Below are 13011 nucleotides of genomic sequence, written 5' to 3'. Positions count from 1 at the left end.
AGAAATTACCTGTTATATTTAACTCATGAGAGACGTTAAATTACATGAATAATGTAATAATCAAGAAAGGAGGAGTTAATTTGAAGATCAAGAAGAAAAGGATTGCACTTGACTTTGATAACAAAGAAAAAATCGTACAGGTGGGAAAGGCATTGTCGTCTGATATAAGACTGGATATCTTAAGGCTCTTAATTGATAAGTCTGTTAATATCAGTGAGATAGCGAATACCTTCCAGATACCCTTATCATCTGCGGCCTTGCATGTTAAGGTGCTGGAGGAAGCAGGTATGATAACAGCAACGGAACAACCGGGAGTAAGAGGGGCGCAGAAGGTATGCGGAATTGCATTTGAAGATATCTATTTTAATGCTTTCCGCCACAAGATGAATCGAGACAATACAAAGATATATCACTTCCCTATGGGTATCGGAAATTACTATAACTGTCAGGTGAACGAAAACTGCGGTATTATCAGTGAACGTTCCTATCTGGGAGTGGAAGACTCACCTTACGGTTTTTATGCCGAGAACAGGCAGGAAGCACAGCTTATTTGGTTTATGAACGGTTTCTTAGAGTACCGCTTCCCGAATTATATGTTAAAGAAGGATAAAGTAAAGGAGTTGTCCTTTTCTTTTGAAGTCTGCTCGGAGGCGCCGGGATTCCAGAATGACTGGCCTTCTGATATTACAGTTTGGGTTAATGAGCGGGAGATAGCAACAATTAATTCCAAAGGAGATTTTGGAGGCAGAAGAGGACATTTAAATCCTGATTGGTGGAGTGATACCATGACCCAGTACGGAGTTCTTAAGAATGTTACCGTCAATGGACAGGGCTGCTTTGAGGACCTTGTCAAAACATCCGATGATAATATCGATACTCTTGGAATCTGCGACGGTTATTACATAAGCTTTAAAATCGGTGTGAAACCCGATGCCAAAAATCTTGGAGGAATGAATCTGTTCGGAGAAAAATTTGGGGATTTTGCTCAGGGCATAGTTATGAGTGTGCAGATGGACTGCAGTGAGGAGGAACCTGAGCCTGAAGAAGAATTTTAATATTTAATTCAATTTGAGGAGGTAATTATATTATGACGGTTAGGCATAAGAAACTATTAAGCTGCCTTTTAGTAGTTGCTTTAATTTTTACAGTACTATCAGGATGCGGGGGTAAGAACAATACAGTTAATACTAACACTGATGCCAGTAAAGAAACCGAAAGTACTACAGCAGAGCCTACAAAAGCTGCTGAGGTCAATTCTCTGGCAGCAAACATAGCAGGCAATACAGCTCCTACCGATGAAGAGAAGACCATGGTTAATGATACCCTGGAAGACAGTTATCTGGGAGATGTTTTTGATACAAAGATACCAAATGATTACTCTGCCTATCCTGTGAAGGATACAACTCTTGATATCTGGATGCCTTCCAATTCCATTCTCGCCTCCGTAAGCGATGATTTAAACAATCAGATGGTATTTGACCAGGTAGAGAAGCTAACCGGAATTAAAGTGAATTTTATCGTACCTCCTTTGGGAGAAGAGACCACTAATTTCAATCTGATGATAGCCTCCGGTGAGTTGCCTGATATTATCATAGATGCCGGCAGATATACAGGAGGTATTGCAGCAGGTGTTGCTGACGGTGCCTATCTGCCTTTAAATGATGTAGTGGAAAAGAATATGCCCAATTACAACACCTGGAGAAATTCTGATGAAGACAGACGTGTAACCTCTGTTCTGGATGACGGTACACTTGGTGCAATATACGGTCTTGCTCCTTATAATGAATGGTGCTGGTTTGGTATGCTGATTAAACAGGAAGCACTGGATAAGACCGGCATGGCAGTTCCTGAATCCATTGAGGAGTGGCATGACTTTCTCTTAGCCTGCAAAGCAGCAGGTTATAAGGAACCATTAAATTACGGTTCCACCTACGGACAGATCTTTACAGGTATCTTAAACGGTGCTTATGGCGTATGGGACTGGATGTATATAGATAAAGACGGCAAAGCCGCCTGGGGACCCGCAGCAGAAGGAGCCAAAGATTATCTTACTACCATGCAGCAGTGGAACTCCGAAGGCCTCTTTAACAAAGACTGGGCTACCGCTGACTTTAATCAAAGAATGGCAGAAGCGGCTTCATCCGATTGTGCAGCTATGATGGATTCTCCTGATACCATGTGGGGTTACTGGAAACAGGATAATAATATAGATTTCGTTGGAGCTTTAAATCCGGTATTAAATAAAGGAGACAAACCTCAGCAGACCTATAAGAATTTTAAATCTACGGGTACCACTGCAGCAATTACCACCCAGTGCGATAATATCGAGGCAGCAGCAGCTTTCCTTGATTTTGCCTTTACCAAGAAGGGGTGGGAGGTTTATAATTATGGCTCCTACGGTGACGTTCATTTAGTGGATGAGAAAGGGATGCCTTATTTCCCGGAAGACGGATTTATGTATAATGATCCTGACGGACAGCCTTTATCCAATTTAATCTGGAAATACCGTGTACATTCCTTTGCCAATATCCGGGATGAGCATAATTCTAATCCGCTGATTACCGCAAAAGGCAGTTATTCCGGTACGATCCGCGAATACTGGACCAGCAATACGGATGATTCTGTAACCATGCCTCCTGTAAGCTTTACTTCAGATGAAAGCGCCAGAGAAGGTGAACTTGGAACTGTCCTTTCAACCTTAAGAAATGAATACTTTGCTAAAATTGTTATGGGTCAGCTTCCTGTAAGTGCTTATGATGAATTCTTAAAGAAAGCAAAAGCACAGGGCCTGGATGAATTTGTTCAGTTATGGCAGACAGCTCTGGACCGTTATAACGCAAGGTAATATTACACCAGTTTAAAGAAAATGGCAGAGAGTCTGTTAAACTTAGCTTTCGTTACAGAAGGGATATTTCTTATATATACATTTCATAGATAGATTTAGAAATAGACCTGTGTTGCAATTCGGATTAAATTTTGATTGACTGCCTTTATCAGTTGCGGTGACTGCAGGTATGGAGAAGTATCTGCAGCACCGGAAACTGTTGTAACTGAATTCAGGTGAAAGCAGGGGGAACCTTTTATGGGTAAAAAGGAAAGAAAGGGAAATACAACGAGGAGAAACAGTTTGACCATAGAGAGGATTCGCAAGGATTTTAGAAAGAATTACTTTGCTTATCTGCTTATTATACCTGTTTTGGCCTGGTACATAATCTTTTGCTATGGACCTATGTGGGGCATCAGCATAGCATTTAAGAATTATAAACCCCTTCTGGGGTTTGACGCCAGTAAGTGGGTAGGACTGAAATATTTTGAAGAATTCTTTACCGGACCTTATTTCCTGCGTACAGTAAAGAATACGCTTATGCTTAATATCTGGGGATTAGCATTGGGTTTTACCTTCCCGATATTACTGGCTTTGTTATTAAATGAAATACGTGGAAAATTTTTTAAGAAAACAGTACAGACAATAACCTATATGCCGCATTTTATTTCACTGGTGGTTATTGCAGGTATGATTCATATATTTACCCAGTCAGGCGGAATTTTAACCCAGCTGGTAAATTTCCTCACAGGTACGGAGCATTCTTCGCTCCTTGGATACTCGAAGATGTTCAGACCTATCTATACCTTCTCCGGAATCTGGCAGAACATGGGTTGGGACAGTATTATCTATCTGTCTGCCATGAGCTCTATAGATCCTGGTTTATATGAAGCCGCAGATATAGACGGAGCCGGAAGGCTGAGAAAGATGTGGCATATTACACTTCCCCAGATACGGCCTACCATTATCATACTCTTTATCTTTGCAGTCGGAGGGTTAATGGGCTCCAGCCATGAAAAGATAATCTTGCTGTATAACTCACTGACTTATGATACGGCGGATGTTATTGCATCTTATGTGTACAGAAGAGGTTTGCAGGAAGCCAGCTACAGTTTTGCCACAGCAGTTGGGCTTATTAGTTCTGTCATCAACTTCCTACTCCTATGGTGTACCAATAAGATAGCAAAAAAATATTCGGAAGTCAGTATATGGTAAGGGGATAGAAAAGCCCCAAAAGACGGCTTCTTTCATGAGATATTATGCTGCTGAAAGCGGCGGAATGTGAGGGAATATGAAGGATACAGATTCAGGATATAGAGAAAAACGCACAATCGGCAGATGGAAATGGAGCAATGTTACCTTTAATCTTTTTAACTATGGATTACTGACCATATTTACCTTAGTATGTCTGTATCCGATTTTGCATATAGTCTTTGCTTCTGTCAGCAATCCCAATGAGCTGATGCTGCACAGAGGACTATTGCTAAAGCCCCTTGGCTTTACCCTTAACGGATATAAGCTGGTATTTAAGGATAACAGTATTTTTACTGGCTTCAAAAATACAGGAATTTATGTAATACTTGGAACTGCAATTAACATGGCCATAACTATAATGGGTGCTTATAGTCTATCCAGAAAAGAACTGTTGTGGAAGACACCGGTTATGATAATCATCACAATCACCATGTTTTTCGGAGGAGGACTGATTCCCTGGTTTCTTCTTATGAAACAGGTAGGATTATATAATAATATTCTGGCAATGTTGGTTCCCACTGCCTTAAATACCTGGAATATGATAATTCTTCGTACCGGTTTCCAGGCAGTTCCCATGGAATTAGAGGAAGCGGCGGTAGTAGACGGAGCCTCTCAGGCTAAGATTCTTATGAGGGTTATCCTGCCCTTATCAAAACCAGTGCTTGCAGTAATCCTGCTTTATTATCTGGTGGGTAACTGGAATTCCTGGTTTAATGCCATGGTCTTACTAAAAGACAGAGGACTCTTTCCTTTACAGCTGCTCTTAAAGGAAATACTGGTGACCAATGACTCTACTACGGCAACCGTAGGCAGTGCAGGCGGAATTTCTATTAACAGTGTACAGGGAGCTACTGCTTACCGGGAATTGGTAAAGTATTGTGTTATTGTGGTTGCAACTGCGCCTATACTTGTAATCTATCCCTTTTTGCAGAGGTATTTTGTAAAGGGAGTGTATGTTGGCTCTATTAAAGGGTAAGACAAGGACAGATATATTTATAAAGGCGAAGAGAATTAAGTTGATTGGTAAGAGTTGGTTTCCGTAAAAAGTGAATTTTAAAAGCTAAAAAGCTCCGGAATTTTCAGGATTATGATTATAGTATCATAGCCGGAAAATCACCAGAGCTTTTATTATGTAGCAGCACTGAAACAGCTGCCCCTGGGTTTATTATTTATACTCAACATACTCACTGGCGGGTTTACGATATCCTCTGACACGGAAACTGGATTTATCCATTTTACCCATAGTAATCATAAGTACAGGAATTTCATTCTCGGGTATATTAAATATTTCTTTAACCTTATCCTGATCAAAGTAAATCATAGGGCAGGTATCCCAGTTAAGATCTTTTGCCAACAGCATGAACAGCATGGCGGATAGGGAGGCATTGCGAATTGCTTCATCTCTCTGAAAGGGTTCACCGCCGTTCTCATACAGGGAGTAAATAGAAGCGAGCATGCTGTCATACTCTTCCTGGTCGATGATGTTAAGCAGTCTGGAGCTTTCATAAATCTCCACTGCTTTTTTATAAGCATCCAGGTCACCGGTCACTATGATAACAGCAGAAGCGGTTGAAACCTTGTATTGCCTGTAAGCTGCCTGAAACAACTCTTCAATTGCCCAGTCACTTTCGCCTATGTAATAATGAGCATGCTGCAGGTTAAAGCAGGAGGGTGCCTGAGAAAGATTTTCAAAGATTGCTTCAAAATCCTGTCTTGGTATTTTTTCACCCTTTATAAATTTATTGGCAGATCTGCGTTCGGTAACTATTTTCAAAAATTCATTCATCTTTTGTTCCTTTCCTACATCCAGTATAGTAACAGTAAAGTATAAAGAGCATTATCTTTAATAGAAGCTGTGCTGAGTAAAGATCTCAGACCATTTCATTGTATAACAACACCATTATGGTTGTTTGTTATGGAGAAAGTTTCTATGGGAATGATACATCTTTTTCATAATAGTGTCAATTGTGAAGGGGAAGCAGCTGGTTCCAGGCTATGGTATATTAGTAGCAGGTGTTTGCACAGGAGAAGCAGTGAAAAAGCAGTGAAGAAGCAGCAGATGTTGTAAAGAAATAAAACAAAGCATAATACCCAGCCAATATTCATATATAAAACTGACGGTATGATGCTTTGTTTTAAATAAATATAACTAATTTACTTTAAAAACACCAATCATGCTATTTAAATTCTCTGTCATATCATGAAGCAGGGTAACACTGTCAGCAATATTTTTCATTACAAAATTGTGCTGTTCGGAGGAAGAAGTAATTTCTTCAATAGAACTGGAAACCTCTTCTGTCTGTTTTGAAAGCTCATGCAGGAGTAGGGACAGGGTATCCTTTTTCTGATCAATTGCACTATTGTATTCAGCTATGCTGTTGATATCGCATACCAGATTTTTAAGTTCTTCAGCGATACTGTAGAAGGCGGTTTCAGTCTGATCAACGTTATCACTTATCCTAGCTGCGCTTACAGCGCTTATTTTAACAAAGCTTTCTGCGTTCGCTGACTGCTCCTGTACCTCAGTAACCATTTTACTGATATTTTCTACAGCTAAGGCAGTTTCATTGGCCAGCTTTCTTATTTCACTGGCTACAACGGCAAAACCTTTCCCTTCTTCCCCTACCCTTGCAGCTTCTATGCTTGCATTCAAAGCCAGCAGATTTGTCTGGCCTGCTATCTGAGCGATTACTGTAACAATGGTTCCTATATCCTGGGCCTGCTTGTTCATGGCAGCGATAGCAGCTTCTAATTGCAGAGAAGTCTGTTGATTTTCAAGGCTAATTTCCTTTAGGGCTCCGACAGAGGCAATACCCGATTCCTTTAAGGCAAGAGTTTTCTCGGCGCTGTTTCTGGCAGTTTTGCTTTCATTTGCAGTTTCCTTGATGTGTTCTCCCAGCACATTCATTTCCGTTACACCTTCATAGATGTCTTTTACCTGTTCATCGCTGGAGGAAGCAATCTGTACAATGGATGCTGCTATTGCGGAGCTTGCCTCTGTTGCTGCATCATAGGAAGCTTTCAGTTCAGAGGAAAAGCTGCTTAAGCTGTTGCTGGACTGGTTCAGGGAGGTTGCTATTCCGTGGAATTTATCAATAAGCAGATTTACACTGTCTCCCAGAAGCTTGGTTTCATCATTGGATTTTACATAAATCTTGCTTACTGTAAGGTCACCCTCAGACACCAGATGCAGGGAGTTTGCTATGGATTTGATGGGAGCGGTAATTCTTCTTGCGATTAATACAATAATAGATATGGAGACAATAAGAATTACAGCTAAAGCAGCCAGATTGCTCTGAAATATTCTGTCCGGTCCTCGAAGCAGATCCGAATCATAAATTACAGCCGTAACGACCCAGTCCCACTGGGGGAAATATTTGGTGTAAACGGTTCTGCTCTCTGATACCGTACTGTTCTCACTGTCAAGAGAGTATTTCAGCTCACCGCCGCCATTCCTGGCAAGGGTTATAAGCTCTTGTATAATCAGACGTCCGTCCTGGGATTTCAGGTTATATAGATTATCTTTCAGAAAAGGATGAAATACGATATCCCCTTTGGTATCGGTGATAAAGAAATAACCGTTCTTACCAAGGCTTAATACCGGTTCCAGAGATTCTGTGTCTACTGTAGCGCTTGAGGTTCCATCGGTATCAGAGGCAGCTGTTTCAGAAACACCTGTCATAAATTCGTTGATGGTCTGCAGTGCTGCTTTTTTTGCAGCTTCTTCGGTCATCCAGGCATCTTCACTGGTGGCATAGCTGTAATCTTTCTTTATCTCATACAGGGAGGTTTCGATTGCATTCTTTAGCAGAATATGATTCGAACGATTGATTTCATAGCTTGCTATAGCATAATCGATGAGGGAGATAATTAACAGAGAGGCTATAAGGGTAAGAGATACACCTAGAATTAATTTCTTTGTAATACTCGTCTTTTGTGTTTTCATATGTACTTCCTTTGCTTGCTCATGGCAATTGATTTGAGGGTCATGGTAATTTAGTACTATTTAGTATTATATAATTACAATTGGTTTTTGTCAGCCAATTTTCTCTAATTGATTTAATTTTATCATATTAAATCGCATAATCAACCATTTTTTGTAGTCTGTCTGGATATTTGAATATAAATTATATGAATTTTAATGGAGAATTATAAAGCATGCCCTATAAAATTGAAACCAGGTGCTAAATCAGTATCTTCTGTGATTTAGATTTGTTATAATAGCAATAATTAGTAATAGCCTTTGCCCTGTTGAACACCACTTGGGACACTCGGCATTTCAATATTGGAGCGTAGTAACAATATCCTTATTATATTCCACAAAGTGAAATGACCGGCACGGCATAACATCTTTTGAGGCAGCCTGGCACATATCGGCTAACTCACATAAACGCAAGATTCGATTCAGGCAGATTAAATTATAAGGAGGTACAGAGTAATGTCAAAGGAAGCATTATCTGTCTTTCACCCTATAACGGAAGAATGGTTCACACAGAAAATAGGTGTTCCCACTAAGGTACAGGAGGGAGCCTGGCCTGCTATTGCGGCAGGTGAGAATACACTGGTATCAGCACCTACCGGTACCGGTAAGACCCTGTCGGCTTTCCTGGTATTTATCGACCGGTTAAAGCAAAAAGCAAGAGAGGGTACCTTAAAGCAGGAGCTTTATGTTATCTATATTTCTCCTCTTAAGTCCCTGGCGGGAGATATCAGAGAAAACTTAAGAAAACCCTTAAATGGTATCTCTGAGGTGGAGAGAAAGTCAGGATACGGAGAAAGTGTCCCTTTTGACATTAATGTAGCCATTCGGACCGGTGATACTACTACCGGTGAGCGAAAGTCTATGATTAAGACACCGCCCCATATTCTTATTACTACCCCGGAGTCACTTTATCTGCTGCTTACCAGCAAATCCGGTCAAAATATCCTAAAGACAGCCAAAGCAATTATAATTGATGAACTCCATGCTATGATTGATTCGAAAAGAGGAGCACATCTTATGCTGTCCCTTGCAAGGCTTGACAAGTTATGTACAGCACCGCTGCAGCGTATCGGACTGTCTGCTACCATAGAACCTCTTAAACTGGCAGCAGAGTATCTCTCTCCTGATGCGGTTACCATTATAGCCCCCAAAATGGAGAAAAAGGTTGAAATAGTAGTAACAAGTCCATTACCCTACGGAAAGAAAAGCTCCAAGGACCCTATCTGGGAGGAAATAGCCTTAACCATATTTGATTATTGCAGAGGTACCAAAAGTGTTATTGCCTTTGTAGAAGGCAGGCGGTATGCAGAGAAATTGGCCTATTATATCAATCAGCTGGGCGGTGATGGCTTTGCAAGAACCCATCATGGCAGTCTGTCAAAGGAACAGCGACTTACGGTAGAGCAGTCCTTAAGAGAGGGCTCTTTACGGCTTCTTTGCGCTACCTCCTCCATGGAACTTGGAATCGATGTAGGTGAAATAGATGAAGTCTTTCAGATAGGTTGTCCCAGTTCCATCTCCGGAACGCTTCAAAGGCTTGGAAGAGCAGGACATAATCCCGGGCGGGTAAGTGTAATGCATATCTTTCCAAGAGCTTCTGCCGAAGGAGTATATTGCGGACTTACTGCCGAGGTGGCACGGCATGGAATGGTGGAATACGCCAAACCTCCAAGACTTTGCCTGGATGTGCTGGCACAGCATCTGGTTTCCATGGCTTCGGGAGAAGGCTATACTGTCGAGGAAGTACTTGAAATCACGAAAAGGGCCTATCCGTTTAGGGAAGTGGGTAAAGAAGAGGTGCAAGCAGTTCTCGCCATGCTGGCAGGAGACTATGAACACGAAAGAGACCTGCCTGTCAGGCCAAGAATCCTGTATGACCGAATCCATGAAAGGGTGGAAGGAGATGCCTATAGCAGAATGCTTGCCATATCTGCCGGAGGAACCATCCCGGATAAAGGCTTATATACTGTTAAGTCGGAAAGCGGAGTCAAACTTGGTGAACTGGATGAAGAATTTATTTTTGAATCACGCGTAGGGGACAGGTTCCTTCTTGGCACCTTTACCTGGCAGATCACCGGTATTCAAAAGGATACAGTGGTAGTAACCCAGGTAAATGCCCCAGGTGGAAGACTTCCCTTCTGGAAGGGAGAAATTAAAGGCAGGGGTATAAGGACAGGCCTTGCCTTCGGAAAGATATTAAGGCAACTTATGGAGAGTTACGAAGAAGGAAAGTTACTGGAGAAACTCTTAAGTCTTGGTCTTAATGAACCGGCAGCCAAAGGAGCGGAGGAATTCTTAAAACGCCAGATTGATGCTACCGGTACACTTCCGGACGATAATACTATTATTGTAGAACATTTTAAGGACATAAACGGCGGCAGCCAGATTACCGTACATTCTGTCTTTGGACGTAAAGTCAATGGGCCTTTAGCTATTCTAGCCCAGGAAACGGCAGCAAGAATTACGGGTATGACGGTAAGCTATTGCGATGATGATGACGGCTTTATTCTGTTTCCCTACGGTGAGGAGGAACTGCCGGAGGGCATTCTCCAGAATATCAACATTGAGACGGCAAAAGAGGTGCTGGAAGCAATACTGCTGGCAACACCCCTCTTTAATATGAACTTTCGATACAATTCAGCCAGAGCCATGATGATGGGAGTTAAGAAGAGCGGACGTACTCCTTTATGGGTGCAGCGGATGAGAAGTGCCGATATGCTCAATAGTCTGGTAACACGAATGGATCACCCTCTAATCAGAGAGACGAAAAGGGAATGCCTGGAGGATTACTGGGATCTGGAAGGCACTCAGTTTCTTCTTGAAGGTATGCGTTCAGGACAGATCAAGGTCATAGAACTTCATATGGAACTGCCTTCCCCCATGTCACTTCCCTTTAGACAGCAGACAGAGGCAGCCATGATGTATGATTATTCCCCCACTACAAAGGGTATCTATGCTGCTGCAGAAGATGCGCTGAAACAAGCTCAGATGATAGAGCCTGCAAAGGAAGATCTGGATATGATTTCAGTCAGGGAAAAATTACCGGAGGATGAGAAACAGCTCCATTCATTGCTAATGATAGAAGGAGATCTGATAGCCGGTGAACTTGAGGTTCCCATTGAATGGCTGTTAAAGCTTTCGGAAAGCGGTCAGGTGCTATATATTGAGCCTGGTTTATGGATTGCCGCGGAACAGGCAGGGGACTATGAACAGGCTTTAGAGCACAAGGTTATGGAGAAACTGCTTCCTATCGTGAGGAGGCTTCTCCGTTACCGTGGTGCTCACTCAAGTGAAGAGGTAGCAGAAAGATATTTTCTCTCCCCCTTGGAGGGAGAGGAAATACTGACGGCGTTGTGTGAAAGGGAGGAAGCAGTTAACAGAGAGGGTTTGTATTATCATGCCAAGCTTTATGACAGAGCCAGAAGAGAAACCATTAAGAATAAAAGAGCACAGATCAGGACCCAGAAAGCAGAACGGTATGCAGCCCTATTGGCAGAGCGGATAATACAGCCGGGGACAAAAGAAGAACAGACCTTAAAAGCAATAGAACAGTTAAAGGATCAGTCTTATGCACCGGCTCTATGGGAGAGTGTATTGCTACCGGGAAGGATTAGCGAGTACAGAGAGGAGCTTCTTGATAAGGTACTGGGACAGGGAAACTACTTCTATTGTCTGGAGGAAAAGGAGGGTTTATATTTTCACTCCTATGAGGAGGTTGACTGGGAAGCGGATATGGCAGAACAGGTTTCTGATTTGTCTAAGAAGGAAAGCCTCCTTTATGATGCACTGCTTAAGAGAGGAGCCAGCTTTATGCAAAGGTTCCGGGATCTATTAGGCGGAGATTCTCCCTTTGACTATCTGCTTAACTTAGCGGGAAAAGGCCTTGTTTGTACTGATAGCTTTATGCCGGTAAGGTGGTGGCTTAACCGGGACAAGCTTCAAAAAGCTTCTCCCAGGCAAAGAGTTGGAATCCATGCAAAAGCTATGACTACCGGCAGATGGGAATTAACCAGGCCTTTAAAAAGGCTGAGCAAAGAAGAGCAGCTTAACCGTCTCTTTGAGGGGAAGATTATACTTTGCAGAGAAACGGTTCAGGGAATGACCTGGGGGGAAGCACTGGAGGTCTTAAGAATCTGGGAATATACCGGACAGGTACGGCGGGGATATTTTATAGAAGGTATGTCAGGGGTTCAGTTTATCAGAGAGAAGGACTTTGCAAGGGTGATGTATGCTCTGGAAAATCCAAAGGAGCAGCTTATTTGGCTTCCGGCTATAGATCCCTGCCAGCCTTGGGGAAAATGTCTTGCCCACAGGGAGGGCAGAAGTTTTATGAATGTTCCGGGTACAATAATTGCTTTAAGAGGCGGTGTGACTGTTGCAGTAATGGAGCGTCAGGGAAAGATTCTACGGATATTTGATAAGGAAGGTGCGGATAGTCTATTAGAGGTCTTTACCAGAGATTTTCATAAGAAAAGGCTGTTTCCGCAGATAAACCGTCTTATTGTGAAGGAATATCCGGAGGATATGGCGGAGATTTTTAAGAAGTATGGTTTTAAAAAAGAAATACAGGATTATGTATTGTATAGAAGCTAGTATGAATTACTAATGGTGCAATTCACACCTGATTTATGGCAGTGCCACTTCTGCAGGCAGATACGGTATGCAACGGGAGCTAGTATGTATTACTAAAAGCGTAATTTACACCCTGTTTTATGGCAGTGCCACTTCTGCAGGCAGATACGGCATGCAATTAGAGCTAATGTAAATTACTAAAAAGCGTAATTCACACTCTGATTTATAGCAGTGGGCATCTTCAATGAGAACTGTGTGGAAATTAGAAAGCAATGTCCAAGATTGATTGGAGCACTTAAGGTGTGCATGTTGCTGGTGTGAAATAAAGGAATTTCAACTTCTTATTTAGGCAGTACCTCTTGCAGTAAGAGGTAGACAT

Annotated in this window: 7 protein-coding genes; 5 read left to right on the top strand and 2 right to left on the bottom strand. The window is 42.1% G+C overall.

The annotated features are described in order from the left end of the window. The first annotated feature begins 80 nt into the window (after nucleotides 1-80). From BR73_RS0124710 to BR73_RS0124695, 4 genes are all read left to right on the top strand, one after another. Nucleotides 81-1055, top strand: a complete 975-nt coding sequence (locus tag BR73_RS0124710; RefSeq protein WP_051685622.1) for a helix-turn-helix domain-containing protein — start codon at nucleotides 81-83, stop codon at nucleotides 1053-1055. A 32-nt stretch (nucleotides 1056-1087) separates the two neighbouring features. Continuing rightward, on the top strand, nucleotides 1088-2845 hold the full coding sequence (locus tag BR73_RS0124705; protein ID WP_033168443.1) for an extracellular solute-binding protein: 1758 nt from the start codon (nucleotides 1088-1090) through the stop codon (nucleotides 2843-2845). 237 nt (nucleotides 2846-3082) lie between these two features. After that, nucleotides 3083-4039 (top strand): ABC transporter permease subunit, encoded by a 957-nt coding sequence (locus BR73_RS0124700; protein ID WP_051685556.1) that lies wholly within the window; start codon nucleotides 3083-3085, stop codon nucleotides 4037-4039. 76 nt (nucleotides 4040-4115) lie between these two features. Next, nucleotides 4116-5054 carry a carbohydrate ABC transporter permease gene (locus BR73_RS0124695; RefSeq protein ID WP_081848871.1) on the top strand — a complete coding sequence of 313 codons (939 nt, stop codon included), beginning with the start codon at nucleotides 4116-4118 and terminating at the stop codon, nucleotides 5052-5054. Nucleotides 5055-5243: 189 nt separating this feature from the next. Here BR73_RS0124695 and BR73_RS0124690 read toward each other — a convergent pair whose 3' ends face one another. Then, the gene (locus tag BR73_RS0124690) at nucleotides 5244-5864 is read right to left on the bottom strand and encodes a nitroreductase family protein (RefSeq protein ID WP_033168442.1); all 621 of its coding nucleotides are present in this window, start codon (nucleotides 5862-5864) and stop codon (nucleotides 5244-5246) included. Nucleotides 5865-6227: 363 nt separating this feature from the next. Then, the gene (locus BR73_RS0124685) at nucleotides 6228-8024 is read right to left on the bottom strand and encodes a methyl-accepting chemotaxis protein (protein WP_033168441.1); all 1797 of its coding nucleotides are present in this window, start codon (nucleotides 8022-8024) and stop codon (nucleotides 6228-6230) included. 492 nt (nucleotides 8025-8516) lie between these two features. Between BR73_RS0124685 and BR73_RS0124680 the strand changes: the two genes are divergently transcribed. Beyond that, entirely contained in the window at nucleotides 8517-12653 is a 4137-nt protein-coding gene (locus tag BR73_RS0124680; protein WP_033168440.1) for a DEAD/DEAH box helicase, read from the top strand. The last annotated feature ends 358 nt before the right edge of the window (nucleotides 12654-13011 follow it).

This window comes from Clostridium sp. KNHs205, from assembly GCF_000702945.1.
In the GTDB taxonomy this organism is placed as follows: Bacteria; Bacillota; Clostridia; order Lachnospirales; family Lachnospiraceae; genus Anaerocolumna.
The sequence above is the reverse complement of the archived record's forward strand: the minus strand, read 5'-3'. Positions and strand labels throughout refer to the sequence as shown.